We start from the raw sequence: 18,218 nt of genomic DNA, 5'->3' as shown, positions 1-18,218 counted from the left end.
TAACTTTGACCCCTGCCTCCTGCCCTCTTGCCCCTGTCTCCCCACGATTTTCCATCACTAATCCGCTCTCACTGATCGCTAAAGTAGAGAAGGTCAATCATCCCTGAGTGTTGCATGTCTAATTCCGAGCGATCACCTGAGCTGTTACAGACTGCCATGTTGGAAGCGGTGCAGCAGTTAGTTGCAGTTGTTGCACAATTGCGATCGCCCACTGATGGTTGTCCCTGGGACTTAGCTCAAACACCTGAAAGCTTGACTCCTTATGTGATTGAAGAGGCTTACGAGACGGTTGATGCAATTCAAAGCGGTGATACCAAGGCGATTTGCGAAGAACTGGGCGATCTCCTCTTACAAGTTGTGCTGCAAGCTCAGATTGCCAGCGAAGCCAAGCAGTTCAATCTGACAGACGTTGCTCAAGGTATCAGTGAGAAGCTGATCCGCCGCCATCCGCATGTGTTTGGAGATGTGAACGTCGAGACGGTGGACGATGTGCATCGCAATTGGGAACAAATTAAGGCGATCGAAAAAGGTGAAGATCCCACAATCGCACCACCCCTGAGCAAAAAGCTGAGTCGCTACACGCGCTCGCTCCCTCCCTTGATGGCAGGCATGAAAATTTCTCGCAAAGCGGCTGAGGCTGGTTTTGAGTGGGAGGCGATCGACGGCGTTTGGGCAAAGTTTCAAGAAGAACTGGCCGAATTTAAGGAGGCAATCGCCGAAACCGACAAAGCTCATCAGGAAGCCGAATTGGGCGATCTCCTCTTCACCGTTATCAACCTTGCCCGCTGGTATGATTTAGACCCCAGCGCCGCGTTACAAGGCACCAACCAACGCTTCATTCAACGCCTGGAACAAATGGAAGCCGTTGCCGATCGTCCCCTTTCCGATTACAGCCTGGAGCAGCTAGAAAAACTCTGGCAGCAAGCAAAGGCGCGGTTGAGAGGGGAGGCAGGGGAAGCAGATTGAGCAATGCAAGATTCATTCTTTAGCCTTCATCCCTCACCTCTTCCCCCATGCCCAAACAGCGCCTCGATCTTTTGCTTGTTGAACGTGCCCTTTGCGATACACGACAGAAGGCGCAACGGTTGATTCGGGCTGGAGAGGTGATGGTGAATCAGCAGGTAGTTGACAAGCCAGGGACAGAGATTGATCTGTTAGCGAAAATTCAGGTCAAGCAACGATCGCCCTATGTCTCTAGAGGTGGTGAAAAACTGGCAAAGGCGATCGCTCACTTCGCCATTCCAGTAGCCGATCGCCTTTGTTTGGATGGGGGCATTTCAACAGGTGGCTTTACAGATTGTTTGTTGCAGGCAGGCGCACAGCACGTTTACGGCGTTGATGTTGGCTACGGACAGGTTGCCTGGAGTGTGCGACAAGACCCACGAGTCACCTTGCGAGAACGCACCAATCTCCGGCATCTAGCCCCCACAGATTTGTATGGAAGCGATCGCCTAGCAGATTTAGGCGTGGTCGATGTCTCGTTTATCTCACTCACAAAAGTAGTCTCTGCGTTATGGCAACTCCTCCAATCGCCGCGCGAAGTTGTGCTGTTGGTCAAGCCCCAATTTGAAGTAGGACGATCGCTGGTGGGCAAAAAGGGTGTTGTGCGCGATCCCCAAGATCAGGCAATGGCAATCTTGCAGGTTTTGCAGGCTGCGGAAGCGTTGGGCTGGCACTACCATGGTGTCACCTGGTCGCCATTGCTGGGTCCCGCTGGCAACATTGAATATCTGCTGTGGTTGAAAGATTTCGAGCCTTCATTAGAACAATCTGAAGGCGTGGTGAGACTTGATCAAGCAACGGCGATCGCCTCCCAAGAACCGCAAGAACCAATTGTTGCGCCAGATTTGCACACGCTGAAACAACTAACCCTGAGCGCACAGCAGACGTTAACCCGTTGAACGCTACGGTTGCGGCATTTTGTAGGGACGTTACCTGTAACGTCCCTACAAAATATGAATTCCCTACTCCCCTTCTTCAGTCCACAATCAGTCCATCTTTCACGTGAATGATGCGGTTTGTTTGCTCGGCAACGTCTGGCTCGTGGGTAACAATGACGATCGTGATCCCCTGACGATTCAAATCAGTCATTAAATCCATCACTTCCTGTGAGGTTTTACTGTCAAGCGCTCCGGTCGGCTCGTCTGCTAATACCAGCGCGGGGCGGTTGACTAACGCACGGGCGATCGCGACTCTCTGCTGTTGTCCACCCGACAGTTGATTCGGACGGTTAGACAAACGCTCTGCCAGACCCACTCTGGTCAACGCTTCCATCGCCCGCTTTTGACGTTGGGGCTTCGAGACGCTGGCATAGACCATCGGTAGCATCACATTATCAAGAGCGGTCGATCGCGGTAGCAAATTGAACTGTTGAAACACAAACCCAATCCGCTGGTTGCGAATAAACGCCAGTTCATCATTGTTCAGCGTTGTCAGGTTTCTGCCTTCCAGAATGTAGTGCCCGCCGCTGGGACGATCGAGGCACCCGATGATGTTCATCAGCGTTGATTTTCCCGACCCAGATACACCCATGATGGCGACATATTCCCCTTCTTCGATCGCTAAATCAATGCCCTTGAGTACAGGCACGTCGATATCACCCAATCGGTAGGTTTTGGTGATATTTTCCATCCAGATCATGGTTGCCATAGGGAGGAGTTCTAAGTTTTGAGTTTTGAGTTTTGAGTTCCAAGCTAACTTTGACCACTGACTACTGCTACTGGCTCCTAGCAGCTTCTACTCACTTCTTAGCGCCGTGATCGGATCAAGTTGTGCGGCATTACGGGCGGGGATTACGCCCGCGACAAGTCCAATAACAAATGACAGTCCAAAGCCTGCGACGATCGACCAGACGGAGATGACAAACGGGAAGGAAAAGAGCGTTGCTGCACCAAAGGCAATCCCAACGCCTAAACCGATTCCAAGCGCACCACCGGCGATCGAGACCATCACGGCTTCGGTCAAAAATTGACTTAGGACTGCACTGTTGGTCGCGCCTACCGCTTTGCGAACACCAATTTCTCGTGTGCGTTCTACCACAGAAACGAGCATGATATTCGCAATACCAATGCCGCCAACGACGAGCGAAATGCCTGCGATCGCGCTCACCATCACGGTAAACAGCCCCACGATATTACTGAAGGCACTGATAATATCCGCCTGGTTGGTAATGCGAAAGTCATCTTGCTGTGGTGGGTAAATATTGTGCCGAATGCGCAGTAGATTCGTTACCTGAAACTGTGCGGCATCGAGCCCTGCCGCGTCTTTTGCCTGTACCCAAAAACCGCTGATAGCGACACCATTGAGCGAGTTGTTCCCAACGATGCGAGCAGACATATTCGTTAGAGGGACGTAGATGCGATCGTCCTGGTCTTGCCCCCCCACCGACCCTTTCGACTCCATCACCCCAATCACGTTGTAAAGTTCACTCTGCACGCGGATCTGGGCACCAATGGCCGTACCGTTTTCGCCAAAGAGTTCGTTCCGTACCGTGCTACCCAGCACCGCCACAGGTCTAGCAGCATTCAGATCGTCCTGGCTAAAAAATTGCCCTTCTTTGGGATGGATATTCTTCACATTGGGATAGTTCAAATCGGTGCCCAACAGGGAGGTCGAGTTATTTTCGCCCTGGTAGACAACCTGCACGCCACGCTGCAAGTACGCAGTCACACCTTGAGCGGCGGGAGCCTGCTTGGCGATCGCCTGAGCATCTTCCCAGGTCACGGTTGAAGCCGTCCCAGCCCCCTGGCTAATACCGCCGCCCGTGCGCGCCACCCCTGTTAGAACCAAAATAACGTTGGTTCCCAACGCTTGAATTTGCTGTTCGGTTGCTTTTTGCACGCCCTGCCCCACTGACGTGACGGTGATAACTGACGCAATACCAATAATCACGCCTAGCATAGTCAGCCCCGTGCGGAGCCGATTACTCCAAAGCGCCTCTACAGACATGCTGAGCACTTCTAGCAGCGAAACGCTAGTGGGATGAATGCGAGTAAGCTGTGCCATAAAATCCTCCTAACGTTGACGTGCGCCACCACCACTTGCACCACCGCTACCGCCAGCAGCACCGCCACCGCTGCCGCCACGGCCGCCGCCGCCCATACCCGGCAGGAAGGAGGGTGTGCGTGATTGGGGACGATCGCCCTGCGGGAAGCTAGTCAACACGCGCTCTCCTTCGGTCACTCCAGAGAGCACTACAGTTTTGCCGTCGTCTGTGGAGACACTCGTCGTAATGGGTCGAAATTCCGGTCGCCGGCCACCCTGTTCACCATTCTGCTTACCCATGACCTGGACGCCGCTGACCCCATCCTGACGGACGATCGCCACAGTGGGGATCACCAGCACGTTGTTCAACGTACCAACGTTGAAATCCACATGGGTGCTCATACCGGAACGCAGCAAATTCTGGGGATCGGAAACAGACGTTTTAACTTCAAAGCTCGTGACGTTCTGCGTTACGGTTGACTGTGCCGCAACCTGCACCACCTTCCCGTCAAACGTTTTACCAGGAAATGCATCTGCCTTGATTTTGACTGGCTGACCAAGCTTAATCTGGGCAATGTTTGCCTCAGCCACATAGGCATCAATTTGATTCGTCGATGCCAAGGCGAGAATCGATGCTGATGCCGAAGACGCCGAACTGCCTGCCGTTGATGGTGTAACAAAGGCTCCTGGATCAGCAAATTTTTTTGTCACAAGACCACTAAAGGGCGCCCGAATCACCGTATCGTTAATATCTGCTTGAATGGTCTGCAATGCACCCTGTGCCGTGACAACCTGAGCGCGTGCGGTCGCAATGTCTTCTGGTCGGCTGCCGACCTTTTGCAGATCTAGAGCCTGCTGCGATTTCCGTACTTGTGCTGCTGATTGATCGCGAGCTGCACGAGAGGTAATCAGGTCTCGCTGCGCCAGTGCCCCAGCCTTAAACAACTGTTGGTTTTGCTGAAACGTTGATTCGGCAGAGGCTAAAGCCGCTTTGTCATTGGCTACCTGTGCGGCTGCCTGAGCAATATCTTGAGGGCGATTTCCAGCAATGATCTTGTCAAGGTTTGCCTGTGCTTGTGCGAGTTGCCCCTGCGCCTGTGTATACTGCCCTTTCAAGTTGGAATCATCCATATACGCCAGGATTTGCCCTTCTTGAACCCGATCGCCCTCTTTCACCAGCAGTTGCTTCAAAATGCCAGATGATTTGGGGCTCACATTCGCCGATCGCTCCGGTAGCACAGAGCCATTGGCCGAAATGGTAACTGGCAAACTTTGGCGCTCTACCGTAGCCGTTTGAATCTGCCGCCTCAATTCCCGCCGCTGTGCGGTTGTAATCTGGCTATAAGCAACATACCCGCCGCCCAAAATCAGAGCCGCAACCAGTAGCCCCACCGCCCACTTTGGTATCCCACGTTTGACCAGGTCTTTCACAGATTTGCGCTCCGTCTACCTATTGTGCTTGCCACTCCAATCGATGACGCCAAACCGCATCTTGACACGTAAAATGCTGGTTGTTCAGGAATCAAGTCTTCTCTCTTAGACTCTATTACTGAAACGGAGGTTCAACCAGGCACTCTACTCCGGGTGATGAATCACACATTAGTACTGTCGCGCAGAATCGACATCCTACAAAAGTATGCCCAGGGCAGTCTTCACAAGAAAAGTGAAGTGGGAACCCAACAGAATGTGATCGTGATCAAAGACGATCACGACCACACTCAAACGAAGCAAAAGCGATGCTTCTCATTGATGGTCGTCTAAAAGCGCTTCAACGGTGGGTTAGACTCGCCCATTGAGCAAGGCTGAAAAGCGCTTGTCCTGGCGCAGAGCGTCAAAGTCTGAGTTTGTTCTAGCAATCTCACGATACTCGTCTGGGCTTAGCTTTACCGCTAGCTGCAAGTTTTCAAAGGCTAAATCGAAATTTCCCTGGAGGGCATAACAGCAGGCTTTGTTGTAGAGGGTATGTGGGCTGTTGGGCCGGAGCTGCAGGGCTTTGTCGTAGCTGCTAATCGCGGCTTCTAAAAAACCCAAATGGTAGAGGGCATTGCCTCGATTGGTCCACGCTTCTTCAAAGTCGGGTCTAAATTCCAGCGCTTTGTCGTAGCTGGCAACAACTTTGTCGATGCGATCGAGCTTACGTAACGCGAGTGCGCGGTTATACCAGGCCCAGTAGTAATCGGGCTTGAATTCGATCGCGCGGTCGTAGCTCAGCACAGCATCGTCATACCGCTCTAAGTTACGCAAAGAGATGCCACGGTTATACCAGGCCCAGTAATAGCTGGGTCTGAATTTGATGGCTCGGTCATAGCTAGCAACGGCCTCTTCATAGCGCTGCAAGTCGTCTAGAGCGCTACCTCGATTATTCCAGGCTTCTGGGAAACCCGGCTCATAAGCAAGTGCCTGATCATAGCTGTTGATCGCGGCTTGATAGCGTTCCAGATGGTACAAGGCGTTGCCACGGTTATACCAGGCATCGGGGTAGTCGGGCTGAAGCTGCAATGTGCAATCGTAGCTGGCAACAGCAGCACTAAAGTCTTTCTGTTTATTCAGATACAGCCCTTTCTGGAAAAAGAAGGCAGCTTCCACATCCTGAACGTGGCTCATAGGTTCAGTATCTCAATGGTTTCCTGTGCTCAATATGCCCACGATCGGTAGTAGAGAAACACGTTTGTAAATCATCCTCAAAAAATGATCCGTAGCGACTTGCAGCAAAGGGTTACGCCTCACTTGTTTCTTTTAACTCAAAATTCAACACTGAAAATTCAACACTTAAAACTCTCCTCACCCCTGCCGCTGTAAGATAACCTGAAGCTGTTGTGTTTGCAGTAACGCTTGAAAGTGCATGTCACCCTTGGCTAGCGCACGATAGAGCGGGGGATTGAGTTTGATGGCTCGTTGAAGATGGTTGAGTGCCAATTGATCCTCTCCTTTGAGGGCGTAGCAGCGAGCTTTGCTATACCAGGCATCGGGATTGTTCGGTTTGCTTTCCAGAGATTGGTCAAAGCTGGCGATCGCAGCGTCGTACTGCCCCATTTTGGTGAGTACAGTGCCTCGATAGTTCCAGGCATAGTAGCAAAAGGAATTGATCATAAGGGTTCGATCGAGACTAATGAGCGCTAAAGGGAGTCGATCGAGACTGGTGAGTACTTTACTGCGACTGTACCAGGCTTTGTAATCAGTAGGATTAGCCTTAATCACGCGATCGAAGCTAGCCAGTGCTTCGTCGTAGCGATGTAGATGCGCTAGAGCTTTACCCTGGTTGTAGTGGGCTTTAAGATCGGTGGGTGTCAGTTTCACCGTTTGCTTAAAGTTGGCAAGCGCCTCTTCGTAGCGCCCCATTTTTGCAAGCACAATACCTTTACCATGCCATGCTAAAGCAAATTCAGAGTGAATCCGCAACGCTTGATCAAAACTGGCGAGAGCTTCTTGATAACGGCCTAAATTTTCGAGCGCGTAACCCCGATTATTCCAAACCTCGTAAAGGTCAGACTGAGTCGCTAGAACTTTCTCGTAGCCAGCGATCGCACCTTCGTAGTGCCCCAACCCATACAAGATATTGCCGTGACTGTACCAGGCAGCAGAGTTTAGATCATGCTCCATAAACTACCCCAACCCCAAGAACCCTGTTCCTAGAGTGACCAAAAACGAACAAAAGGCTCTCACAGTTGTCCAGGTTCCGTAATTTTACGCCCGTTGCCTTGGGAGAAAACCCAACTAAGGGGTATGAATTAAATAACATCGGCAACTTCAGCCTTTTACCTGTACGGGCGCGGCATTCGGCAGATGTCTCTGGGCAAGGGCAAGGTCTTTCTACCGAATGCCACGCCCCTACGCAAAGAATTACACCTTAATAAATCCACGGTCCTAAGTCAGATGCGGGAATGACTGTAAGGACTCTTCCTTTACCTGCACCCGTTCTGTAAATGCTGTTGTGTCCTCCGATCGTTCTTCAGCGATGCGGCCTTCGTTAGCATCAGCACGCATTGCCTGGTTGTGGTCGATCGCCAGGGCTCGACGACTCCGTGCATCGGGGAAGTTGGGCTTAATAGCAAGCGCTTTATCATAACTGGCAACGGCAGATTCATAGTCTCCCAGGTGCCCTAACGCCGAGCCACGACTGTACCAGGCAGGGTGGAAGTCAGGGTTGATAGTAATGGCGCGATCGTAGCTGGTGATCGCGTCTTCGTTTTGCCCTAGATGACCCAACGCAATCCCTCGACAGTACCAGGCTTCAGGCATGTCTGGCTGAAATTGCACTGCTTTGTCATAGCTGGCGATCGCTTCAGCATACAACCCTAATTTGCGAAAAGCAGAACCGCGACTAAACCAGGCTTTAGCAAACCCAGGGTTCAGCTTGAGGGCGCGATCGTAGCTCGCGATCGCCTCACGATAGCAGCCAGATTTGTAGAGGGCGCTGCCCCAGTTGTACCAGGCTTCGCGCAGGTTTGGCTTGAGTTCTAACGCTTTGCCATAGCTCTTAATCGCTTCATCATAGCGACCGAGGGCATCAAACGCATTGCCCCGGTTATACCAGGCTTCGTAAAGGGTCGCATTGACCGCCAAGGCTTTATTATAGCTATAGATCGCCTCTTCGTGCCGTCCTAGCTTGTGCAGTACATTGCCTCGGTTGTACCAGGCTCCATACCATTCAGGCTTAATGGTCAGTACGCGATCGTAACTAGTCAGCGCTTCCGGATAGCGACCCATTTGGTTGAGGGTGTTGGCACGGTTGTACCACGCATGAGAGTAATGTGGCCGATACTTGATCGCTTGGTCGTAGCTGTCGATGGCAGCTTCATAGCGCCCTAGCTTGTATAGAATAATGCCCCGGTTATACCAGGATTTCGAGTAATCGGGCTCAAACTCTAACGTCTTGTCATAGCTCTTCAGCGCTTCTTCATAACAGCCTGACTTGTCTAGAGCATTACCTCGATTGTGCCAAGCCTGGTGGAAGCCAGGTCTTAGCTTGAGTGCTTTGTCGTAACTCGCGATCGCTTCTTCATAGCTGTGCAAATTGTAAAGCGCCATCCCACGACTATTCAGGGCTTCGGGGTAGTTTGGCTCCAAATCGATCGCCTGATTAAAACTAGCAACAGCCTCTTCGTAGTGTCCCAGTTCCGATAGTGCTACACCGCGAGTATGCCAAACGTGATGCCAATCAGGATGGAGTTGCAAAACGCGATCAAAGTTCAGCAGCGCATCTTCGAAAGCCCCAGCGCGACTGAGTTGCAGACCTTGCTGCAAAAAATACTCTGCTTCTGAGTCCAGATGCTGAGACATATCAGTGGCTTAACAGGGAGTGACGATTGACGACGAGAAACAGGGAAGATATCACGGTGACCTAAGCAGTGAGGGGAACTGGGGGAGGCACAAAATCAACGGGAGATAGAGTGGCTATAGATCATTGATTAGGGGGACAGTGATCGACGTTTGAAAGCAGCGCACGACGGGTGAAAGCAGCGCACGACGGGAGTTCTGTGCAACGATTCAATCTTCTGATGATGAAGATCTTTTGATCCTAGAGATCAAAATGAGCTTAAGCCGCAAGATACAAAGATCACTTATGGAGTTAAGCGATTCCACTCTATTGTAACTTGAGTTTGAGACAAGGTTTGGCTACATGTTACAAGTGCTGTTGACCACTCAGTAACTGTAAAAGTCAGCCTCAGACGACCGATCGTACTCGCTGGTATTCATCAGGTTGTGGGGCATTGATCAGGTTATGGGCTGAAACAGTGAAACACAAAGACGGCAAAAACCTAATTGCTCAAGAACAAACCTATAAAAAAGTCTCATCTATACTGCTAAAAACGAGTCGAGCCAGCTAAAAAACTGACCGCATCAGCAGTTGTTGTGCCTCATATGAACTATAAAGAAATATGTATCTCCCCAGGAGGATGTGATTAAAACTGATATTCCCGTATCAACAAGATAAACCTTTCAGATAGCGATTATTTAGTAGAAAAATTTGTACAGTAAAACGCTAAAGCATTCGTTTAAAAGTAACCCTGTTGTCAGATTCCATACGTTTTGTGCATGGAAGACAGCTTCAGGAGCGACTTCGCCTGCCAATCGAATGGCCGTGGTGCAGCCGTTTCATGTCATTGATACCGGGTTTAAGGCCTACTGTATTAGGGGCCTATCCATCAACGAACCACCAACGGCAAAGCACTCTCTTAAACGTCCGGTAAGCAACGTGTGAAGATTCCTGTTTTTCATTTTTGTTGATAGAAGAGATTTTAGATGTGCATGGTTAACTCAAAGATGCTTCGATCGCCCCGCTTAGCCTGGTTAGAGGGAATACGCATTGCAGCGGCAGTTTTGCTTTTGCTTTACCACGCGCAATTACTCTTCACGGGCTATGCTTATACGCCGCAGCCGACTGGTTTAGCCGACAACTTGCGGCAATTAGTGACGCCTGTTGAAGGGGCTGCCGATCCAGGCTTACTGCTGCGTCTTTTGGGCATTCCAGCCTGGTTTGGCTTCCAGTTTGTGGATGTGTTTGTGCTCATTAGCGGCTTCAGTTTAGTGCTGTCTTTAAAAGGCAAGCCGCTAGTAGTGGGTAGCTTTCTCAAGCGCCGCGCTTTGCGGATTCTGTGGCCTTTCTGGACGGTGGCGTGGCTGTCTTATCCAGTACTGTGGGCGATCGGCGTTGCCACACACAGCTACATACCGAGCTTGTGGCACACCTTTGCTGGAGCGACCTTTCCGTTGTTGTTTGATTACAGCGGTGAACTTCTGTTAGCCACGAGCGGTCCGTGGTGGTTCGTGCCCCTAATTCTCAGCTTCGCACTCATCTTTCCCTTTTTGTGGCATCTGCTACAGCGATGGGGAGCGACCAACTTGGTGCTGATCAGCACACTGCTCACGGTGGCCTACCGCGCGTTAGCTGTCTATAAGTTCGACGGTCATCCCACTTACGTCATTCTCGATACGCCAACAGACTGGCATCCCTTCTTGATTTTCCTTGCTAAGCTCAGTACGTTTGTGCTGGGGATGGTTGTGGCACAGCTCTACGTACAGGGCAAAGGGCCAATTTTCTGGAAGTCTGAACGAGCGTTACTCCTAGGTGTGCCCGTCTATACACTTGGCTTTGTTTGTCAGTTTTATCGTGCCGGTTGGGTGTTTGTTGATTTGCTCTTGCCCATTGGTCTAACGCTTTGCTGTATGGTGCTTTTTCGCGCGATCGCTCAACCACGCCCGATCGCCACCCTCCTTACCTGGCTGGGTGCCCATAGCTATACCTATTTCTTGATTCACAACTTTGTGGTCGATCGCACGATTCGGCTCGTCGTTCAGGATGATCTCTCGCTCTACTATTGGCTACTCCCTGTGATGGTTTTGGGAACCCTCATCCTGGCCGTTTTGGCAGATTATGCAAGCCCCCTCTTGCAGCGACTCGTTGGTGCTCTGCTGCGCGACTTAGACTATGTCTTGACACCGACCACGGTGCGCCATCGCCGACTCTGGAACCCACGCATGGGAGATCCAGTGCTTTACAAAGGTAACGTGGGCTGGACCGTTCTAAAAGTTGAAAAATTACTCGACGAGCGAGCGTTTTTTCTGTGTCAAATCAGCGATGGGCAGCGATCGTTGTGGGTTAATGAAGATGATTTGGAGCCTGCCGTAACGCTGTCCCATGCAGGGGAAGTCAGTAAAAACTCTGCCTTTTTCTGAGTGCGACTACCACTGCTGAAACATTTGACACGTTGAACCCTAATGATTGGAGGATGGCTAAAGTGAGGAACTGGACGGGCGATATACCAAAGCTGATTTATACGCATGTCTTGCTGATCGGTGTGCCAACGATTTTCTACTACTGTTTGCGGGTCGGTGGGATGCCGTTGATCAGAATACATGTGGCGATCGCCGCTTTTTTTCTCTTAAGCTCCCTGATTATCTTTTTAGAAGCCACAAACGCGCTGTTTCGGCGTTTTGCCGTGAAGAACAAACGCACTGCTGGTAGCCAAATCGCACAATTCAAGCAATCAGCGAAGTCGGCGCTGGGCGTTAGCGGCAGCAACCTGCCTCCGGCGACGAATCCATTACCCCGTTGTTCCTTTTTAGTCGCGGCTTACCTGCCCAACGAGCAAGACATTATTCTCGACACGCTCAACCACATTCTTTATACCGTGCAGCGATCGGCAGCAGGCCTGGAGGTCATTCTTGCGTACAATACGCCCATCGATTTGCCCGTTGAAGACGATCTGCGACGGCTGGCACAACTGCATCCAGAGTTGCGCTTGCTGCGGGTCGATGGCAGCCGCTCTAAGGCCGAGAACTTGAATGCTGCCTTGCATATTGTGACGGGTGAAATCACCTGTATTTTGGATGCCGATCATCTCCCCGCAGCAGATTGCTTTGTACGGGCGTGGCGATGGCTAGAGCATGACTACGATGTGGTGCAGGGGCGCAACATTATCCGCAACCACCGTCATAGTTTGCTCACGCTAAATATCGCGATCGAGTTTGAAACACTGTATGGCGTCAGCCATGCGGCGAAGTCGTTCTTGACCGATTCCAGTATCTTTGGCGGTTCCAATGGTTACTGGCGTACAGCCGTCTTGCAGCAGATCCGCTTCAATCCAGCCATGCTGACAGAAGATATTGATGCTTCTATGAGGACTCTGTTAAGCGGCTATCGTATCCTGCACGATCGCAGTATTATTACAACCGAGCTTGCTCCCGCTGACTTCAATTCTTTTTGGTTTCAGCGCAAGCGTTGGGCGCAAGGTTGGCTTGAGGTCAGTTTTAAGTACCAGCGTCGAGTTTGGAAGTCCAACAACTTTACCCTCTGGCAAAAAGTTTACTGGACGTACTTACTTTACTTCTGTGTCCTCTATTCTTTGATTGCACTCCAGATCTTGCCGCTCATTTTAAGCCTGTTACTGTACCAGGGCGATTTGCCTCCATCAGATAATCCCTTCCTTTGGTTCAGCACTGTGATCACGTTTTCTAGCGGTGTTTATCAAACGCTAGTCACGATGAAAGTGGCAGCAGTTCGCTATCCAGTGATCTACTTCTTACAACATGCAGTCATTATTTTCTTGTACACCATTTTGAAGAACATGATCGCGGTTGTAGGGCTGTATGACCACTTGAATGGTCATAACAAATGGGTGGTTACACCTCGTGGGATCAAGCAAAAGCGCCCGATGCAACCACGCAAGCCTCCGATCTTAGCGCCGACCGCTGCGGGGCTTGGGTCTGCGAAATAGGTTTGGGATCTCACCCAAGCTGTATGGTTAGCTGCTACGACTGATGAGTTACATCGATCGCTTAGAGCCATAGGTGGGCTCATTTGATGCTGGTCAACCAGCGATGGTGTCGCACGTTTACACGAGTCGGGCACTCTAGGCTAGAACGAAGAGCGATGCGGCTGAAATGAAGAAACCACAAAGGATTGTTCCATTGACACGCAGACGGTTTACTCACCTTATGATGTCAGCGACTGCTTTCTTGATGGCCTTGAGCGCCGATCGCGCACAAGCCACCCTCCCTCGCTCTGAGAAGACAATGCAGACAACTGGGTTACGGCGGCCATCGAACCTAGGAACGACGTTTAGTCAACTCCAATGCCATTACATGGGCCTGGATTACCAGGAGACGTTCCGCCAGATCTGCTCACTAGGCTTTAACCGTATTCGGTTATGTAGCTACTGGCATGAAATTGAGCCAGCTGAAAACAAGTTCGATTTCACTGCTTTAGACTGGCTGCTAGAGGAAAGCCATCGGCACGGCATTGATGTGGCGCTCACAGTGGGTATGAAAGCACCCCGCTGGCCCGAATTTCACTTTCCTGATTGGCTCCACGCGCGCCAAGATACCGCCACAAACCGAGCAGCGGTGGATCTCAATCCTGAGATTGCCGATCGCGCCTTGAACTTTACCCAAACTGTCGTTCGGCATGTGCGGGAGGCACCCAGTCTCAAATATTGGCAGGTTGAAAACGAGCCCTTTACGCGTCTGGATATCACGGCTGGTCGCTATCTCAGCTATGACTTCGTGCGGCGGGAAACGGAATTAGTCCGTTCTTTAGCCACGTCCAACCAGAAGCTCTTGATGACAACAGCCATTAGTTTACCGGCTGCCGATTTAGCCGAAGACGATCGCGCTTTTCAGGAAAGCCTCAACATGGCTGATGCAATCGGTATCAATGTTTATACCAAAGTCCCTGCTGGTAACTCACTCTTTTACCTACAGCCACTGCCGCCTTACTGGGAAAAACTGAAAGCCTGGCAGGCCAGCCTGGCAGACAGCAACAAAGAAGACTGGATTGCCGAAGCGCAAGCAGAACCGTGGGAGCCGAATCAATTAGTAGCGATGGCGAAAGCAGAATATCCCAGTTGCACACCTAAGCGTACTAGTAACCTGGTCAACTCACTGACTGATTTGGGTTACAGCACCGTGATGCTATGGGGGTGTGAATATTGGTACTGGCAAAAGAAGAACGATCGCAACCTCTGGTGGTGGACAATGCAACAGATCATTCAAGCCTCAACCGTTGAAGCTTGAATCAAGTGAAGCGTTAATAACGCATCGCTAGGAGTTAGCTTTAGCACTACTCAGCAGCTTGGCAACGCCTTGAATGCCGTTCCGTGGTCGTGTTACCATTCATGCCCACGATTAATCCAGTTGTGACTGGATACTCATAGGATTATTCTAGACAGCCCTTAGAGAACAGATGTGTTGCTTGCTGCTAGTTGAGTTTATGGTGTTGCTTGCGCTGATGAGTTAGGGGCTGGCGTAACAATCGTTGGGGCGGGTCGAGGCGCGGCCGACGTAACCGCAGGAACCGCTGAGGTCGGCGTGGGCGTTACAACAGTGGGTGTGGGCGTTACAACAGTGGGTGTGGGCGTCACGACAGTGGGTGTGGGCGTCACGACAGTGGGTGTGGGCGTCACGACAGTCGGCGTGGGTGCTGGTACCGTCACAGGTAGCGTTGGGGTAGGCGTTGTGATAGTGGGCGTGGGTGCTGGTACCGTCACAGGTACCGTTGGGGTAGGCGTTGTGACAGTGGACGTGGGTGCTGGTACCGTCACAGGTACCGTTGGGGTAGGCGTTGTGACACTGGGCGCAGGACGAGGAGGTGCTGGTGTCGCAGTCCCTGGCTGACCTGGGATACCAGGTCTAGAGGTTGAATTCCCGGTTGGAGCCGCCGCAGGGTCGGGAAGCGTTAGACCGCCCGGTGCAACTGGACTTGAGGCAGGCGGTGACGCCGAGGGCGGTGACGCGGTCTGTGAAGCTGAAGGCAGAGTGGTCTGCGGAGCAGTACTCAACTCCAAGCCAGACGGAATCGGTGTTGTGCCGAAGAGACTCGGCGTCACTGTGGTTTGGACGTTGGGTAGTGGAGTGAGGCTAACAAAAGCAGGGTTTTCAGAAACCCGCCCGCTGAGGGGTGTTTGCTCCCTTGCTGCCTGAGAGGTTTCTGCCTGCACCGCAGCAATGCCCGGATCAGCGCTTGGGGTAGCGTTGCTGAGCGGCAAGTCTAAATCTTTGACCAATTCACTGGTCTGGTAAAACGTATTTAGATCAAAGTTGTAGACTTGGACAATTTGATTCTGGATGATGACCGCCATCTGGCCCGCTTCCAGCGTTTGAGCCTGTGAAGTTTCGCCATTCGACACTTCAATACGGCTGTTGGTCAGTGCTCCCACGATCGTGGTGTTAGTGTCTTCGTTGTAGCGGACGAAAAGAGCTGAACCACGTATCCCAGCAGCAGCATTGGGCGTGCGTACGTTTGTTCGTCCCTGCCCGGGCGGAATCAGCAGCAGAGCTGTACCGTTACCGAGGTAGAAGTTGCGAGTATTGGGAACAAATTGAAACAGTGTCCGCTCACCAATCCGGGCTAGCGATCGGTCGTTGAAGCGGAGCTCCGCAAACGATTTACGGGCTGTTGCTAGAGAGTCTCCGGGCGTTATAGTGTCTGCATTTTTGGCAGCACGGGTGACCCGATTCTTGAAGATGAGCTGGACTTGATTGCGAAGTGCCTGCACCGTGGCTCTAGTGAGCGGAGTGTCCGCCTTGACTGCTTGTGGCAAGCCTAGAGTGCCAACGCTAAACAGACTTAATGTGACGATCAGGAATAATTTGCGAGACATAATGGCTCCAAGCGTTTAGGACCACTCAGCGATCGCACCCTTGCTACGCTATGACGCTGCTTTAAGCACCCGCTTTGCCGTTTTCAGATTTGCTGTGCAAGCAGTGCCACAACCCACGTCATAGTGCCTTTTGGGTGCCGGGTTAAGCTGAAACGCTTGCGCTAAGCGTTTCAGTTTTTGGGGGTAGACTCAAAGCAACTATTTTCAGCATTTAATCGGCATTTAAATAAAGTTACGTGTTTCCTCTTAAGTATATGAGCACAGCTTTAATTAAAGCAGATATAAAGCCTTACAGTCATAAGCTTACTTTCATCAAATCTAAATGTCACTGATGATCCTTAACAATCCCTACTTCGGGCGATGGCAATGAGTTTGTTTCGACTGCCTAATGGCATAGGCTAGTAAGCGGAATATCATAGCCTCAGTAAGGTTCTCGTATTAACCGAAGGATTCCCTGTTGTTAACAGTATCAAATGATTCAGTAGTTCCACGGTTCCTGATTTGCAGATACGTCACTCACCTCCCAATCTCAGGCTTTATCTACCCCTCCGATTAGAGATCTGGCAGCAGATTGTGATTTGGAGCAGTTTATTGTTTAGTAGTCCCGCCTGGTCTACGCCCAAGACAACCACATTGACTCGTGCTGCTCTGCTGCCCCGACCGATCGCTGCACATGCTTCGATCGCCGATACGCCTTCTACCTCTCGCCAACAAGGACTACCATCGACAACCGGACGATCGCGACGCTACCGTGCCGCCTCACTCCTTCCCCTGCGATCGCTGCAGGCAACGAGTGGGGTAGACAGTGGCGCGCTTTCATCACCCCCATTCTCTGATTCAACCACTCCAACCATTGCTCAGGAGAATATCCCTGTCCTGGCAGACAGTGACAATAGTGCACCGCCTCCTGCCGAAAGAGATCCAGAGTTGGGCGTGCTGCGGCTACAGGCTCCGCGATCGCCCTCTACAACACCCACAGGTGACCCGCCTGGGCAAATCCGGCCTGGGCTAAAACCTTGTGCGTCTGGCGCTCAGCCAGATCCAGAGCTGGGTTGCCTCCCATTGCAAGCGTTACCGCCACCGCCACCGCCACGTCAGCCGGTTGTCTATCTCATCGCTCGTGTAGATTACTTCCGCAGTAGCAACGTCTTCTCGGCAACCGATCCCGTTAATGATGGTCTTGTCAGACCTGGTCTAACTCTGTTTACAGCACCCGCCTTAGGCCCTAACACCTACTTCGTTGCCTCCGTTGATAGCAACCTGATTCGGTACAACACTCAGTCTCAAATTGACTATAACGAGCTGCGGTTTAGAGCTGGTATTTTTCAACGCCTGTCACCAACGATGTTTGGCGAGATTGGCTGGAGCAATCAGCAACTTTTTATTGCCGGAAGTAAAATTCCAGGGCTGCCAGTGGGGACTCGATTCTTAAATGATCATGGTATCCGCTTCGAATTGAGTCGTCGTGACCAGCTAAGTAAACGCCTGTCTTTGAATACGTTCTATCAACTACGGCTGAGCTTTGCTGACCCTGACATTCGATCGCGGGTGCTCAATTCATTTATCGCCTCGTTCAACTATGACTATCAGACAAATCTCCAGCTTGGGCTTGACTATCAGTTTGCGCTAGCCAATTTTACGGCGATCCAACGCGATGACCGATACCACCAGGTGGCGGCACGCCTCACTTACACAGCGTTTCGCAATACTCAGATGAACGTGTTTGTCGGCTACAGCTTTGGTGGCTCCTCTGATCCTACAGTCGGGTTCAACGGTCTGATTTTGGGAGTGAGCCTAACAGTCAATTTAGGTCTCTTTTGAGAGATCGGTTTTGAAGACAGTCGATCGCGCTACGCCATCGATCGGGCGCTAGTTCAGTTTCGATCGGTGCCATGAGCGGTCGTTGTGGTCTGGCAGACAAACGGTCTGTCATGCGGTCTTGTGCTGAGCTTCTGATTGAAACCCATCCCGAACCGAGCAAGACAATGAATCATGGTCAATCGTTGAGATCGTTATAAGTTCTCTTAAAACTCTCTGGAATTGCTGCACATGACTGAGTAGAGAGAGGCAGAAGCAAGGTTAGTTTAAACATCTACTGAAACATCTACATGTGCAGCGGCGATCGACACTTGC

General features: G+C 51.4%; 14 protein-coding genes. 7 read left to right on the top strand and 7 right to left on the bottom strand.

The features are described 5' to 3' along the window. Positions 1-114: 114 nt before the first annotated feature. Positions 115-966, top strand: a complete 852-nt coding sequence (gene mazG, locus C7B82_RS18755) for a nucleoside triphosphate pyrophosphohydrolase (protein ID WP_106257788.1) — start codon at positions 115-117, stop codon at positions 964-966. Between the two features lie 47 nt (positions 967-1,013). Continuing rightward, positions 1,014-1,901, top strand: coding sequence for a TlyA family RNA methyltransferase (locus C7B82_RS18750; RefSeq protein WP_106257787.1), 888 nt, complete (start codon positions 1,014-1,016; stop codon positions 1,899-1,901). Positions 1,902-1,977: 76 nt separating this feature from the next. Here the strand turns inward: C7B82_RS18750 and C7B82_RS18745 are convergent, their stop codons facing one another. The 3 genes from C7B82_RS18745 to C7B82_RS18735 all read right to left on the bottom strand — a co-directional run bounded on the left by C7B82_RS18745 (position 1,978) and on the right by C7B82_RS18735 (position 5,415). After that, complete coding sequence (locus C7B82_RS18745) at positions 1,978-2,649, bottom strand: ABC transporter ATP-binding protein (protein ID WP_281259010.1); 672 nt, start codon at positions 2,647-2,649, stop codon at positions 1,978-1,980. A gap of 87 nt (positions 2,650-2,736) precedes the next feature. Then, complete coding sequence (locus C7B82_RS18740) at positions 2,737-4,005, bottom strand: ABC transporter permease (RefSeq protein ID WP_106257786.1); 1,269 nt, start codon at positions 4,003-4,005, stop codon at positions 2,737-2,739. 9 nt (positions 4,006-4,014) lie between these two features. Then, positions 4,015-5,415 (bottom strand): efflux RND transporter periplasmic adaptor subunit, encoded by a 1,401-nt coding sequence (locus C7B82_RS18735; protein WP_106257785.1) that lies wholly within the window; start codon positions 5,413-5,415, stop codon positions 4,015-4,017. 156 nt (positions 5,416-5,571) lie between these two features. On the opposite strand from C7B82_RS18735, the gene C7B82_RS32480 reads away from it, so the two are divergent. Further along, on the top strand, positions 5,572-5,745 hold the full coding sequence (locus C7B82_RS32480) for a hypothetical protein (RefSeq protein ID WP_181357560.1): 174 nt from the start codon (positions 5,572-5,574) through the stop codon (positions 5,743-5,745). An 18-nt stretch (positions 5,746-5,763) separates the two neighbouring features. On the opposite strand, the gene C7B82_RS18730 is transcribed toward C7B82_RS32480, so the two are convergent. The 3 genes from C7B82_RS18730 to C7B82_RS18720 form a co-directional block, all read right to left on the bottom strand. Further along, a complete protein-coding gene (locus C7B82_RS18730; RefSeq protein WP_106257784.1) occupies positions 5,764-6,588 on the bottom strand; it encodes a tetratricopeptide repeat protein in 825 nt (274 codons plus the stop codon). Between the two features lie 177 nt (positions 6,589-6,765). After that, complete coding sequence (locus C7B82_RS18725) at positions 6,766-7,584, bottom strand: tetratricopeptide repeat protein (RefSeq protein ID WP_106257783.1); 819 nt, start codon at positions 7,582-7,584, stop codon at positions 6,766-6,768. A 264-nt stretch (positions 7,585-7,848) separates the two neighbouring features. Continuing rightward, positions 7,849-9,264 carry a tetratricopeptide repeat protein gene (locus C7B82_RS18720; protein WP_106257782.1) on the bottom strand — a complete coding sequence of 472 codons (1,416 nt, stop codon included), beginning with the start codon at positions 9,262-9,264 and terminating at the stop codon, positions 7,849-7,851. Between the two features lie 969 nt (positions 9,265-10,233). On the opposite strand from C7B82_RS18720, the gene C7B82_RS18715 reads away from it, so the two are divergent. From C7B82_RS18715 to C7B82_RS18705, 3 genes are all read left to right on the top strand, one after another. Beyond that, positions 10,234-11,661, top strand: coding sequence for an acyltransferase family protein (locus tag C7B82_RS18715; protein WP_106257781.1), 1,428 nt, complete (start codon positions 10,234-10,236; stop codon positions 11,659-11,661). A 53-nt stretch (positions 11,662-11,714) separates the two neighbouring features. Beyond that, complete coding sequence (locus tag C7B82_RS18710) at positions 11,715-13,202, top strand: glycosyltransferase family 2 protein (RefSeq protein ID WP_245939985.1); 1,488 nt, start codon at positions 11,715-11,717, stop codon at positions 13,200-13,202. Between the two features lie 223 nt (positions 13,203-13,425). Next, positions 13,426-14,499: a beta-galactosidase gene (locus C7B82_RS18705; RefSeq protein ID WP_245939984.1), complete on the top strand. Its 1,074-nt coding sequence runs from the start codon at positions 13,426-13,428 to the stop codon at positions 14,497-14,499. 194 nt (positions 14,500-14,693) lie between these two features. Here the strand turns inward: C7B82_RS18705 and C7B82_RS33245 are convergent, their stop codons facing one another. Then, entirely contained in the window at positions 14,694-16,085 is a 1,392-nt protein-coding gene (locus C7B82_RS33245; RefSeq protein WP_219904577.1) for a FecR domain-containing protein, read from the bottom strand. 501 nt (positions 16,086-16,586) lie between these two features. On the opposite strand from C7B82_RS33245, the gene C7B82_RS18690 reads away from it, so the two are divergent. Next, positions 16,587-17,906 (top strand): outer membrane beta-barrel protein, encoded by a 1,320-nt coding sequence (locus C7B82_RS18690; protein ID WP_146141192.1) that lies wholly within the window; start codon positions 16,587-16,589, stop codon positions 17,904-17,906. Positions 17,907-18,218: the final 312 nt, after the last annotated feature.

Origin of the sequence: Stenomitos frigidus ULC18 (assembly GCF_003003795.1) — a bacterium.
Classification (GTDB): Bacteria; Cyanobacteriota; Cyanobacteriia; order Leptolyngbyales; family Leptolyngbyaceae; genus Stenomitos; species Stenomitos frigidus_A.
This window is presented reverse-complemented; position numbering and strand designations above follow the sequence as displayed.

Bases quoted from the DNA above. Each gene is read 5' to 3' on its own strand.
- mazG (WP_106257788.1), top strand. From the start codon at position 115: ATGTCTAATTCCGAGCGATCACCTGAGCTGTTACAGACTGCCATGTTG.
- C7B82_RS18750 (WP_106257787.1), top strand. From the start codon at position 1,014: ATGCCCAAACAGCGCCTCGATCTTTTGCTTGTTGAACGTGCCCTTTGC.
- C7B82_RS18745 (WP_281259010.1), bottom strand. From the start codon at position 2,649: ATGGCAACCATGATCTGGATGGAAAATATCACCAAAACCTACCGATTG.
- C7B82_RS18740 (WP_106257786.1), bottom strand. From the start codon at position 4,005: ATGGCACAGCTTACTCGCATTCATCCCACTAGCGTTTCGCTGCTAGAA.
- C7B82_RS32480 (WP_181357560.1), top strand. From the start codon at position 5,572: ATGAATCACACATTAGTACTGTCGCGCAGAATCGACATCCTACAAAAG.
- C7B82_RS18730 (WP_106257784.1), bottom strand. From the start codon at position 6,588: ATGAGCCACGTTCAGGATGTGGAAGCTGCCTTCTTTTTCCAGAAAGGG.
- C7B82_RS18725 (WP_106257783.1), bottom strand. From the start codon at position 7,584: ATGGAGCATGATCTAAACTCTGCTGCCTGGTACAGTCACGGCAATATC.
- C7B82_RS18720 (WP_106257782.1), bottom strand. From the start codon at position 9,264: ATGTCTCAGCATCTGGACTCAGAAGCAGAGTATTTTTTGCAGCAAGGT.
- C7B82_RS18715 (WP_106257781.1), top strand. From the start codon at position 10,234: ATGGTTAACTCAAAGATGCTTCGATCGCCCCGCTTAGCCTGGTTAGAG.
- C7B82_RS18710 (WP_245939985.1), top strand. From the start codon at position 11,715: ATGGCTAAAGTGAGGAACTGGACGGGCGATATACCAAAGCTGATTTAT.
- C7B82_RS18705 (WP_245939984.1), top strand. From the start codon at position 13,426: ATGTCAGCGACTGCTTTCTTGATGGCCTTGAGCGCCGATCGCGCACAA.
- C7B82_RS33245 (WP_219904577.1), bottom strand. From the start codon at position 16,085: ATGTCTCGCAAATTATTCCTGATCGTCACATTAAGTCTGTTTAGCGTT.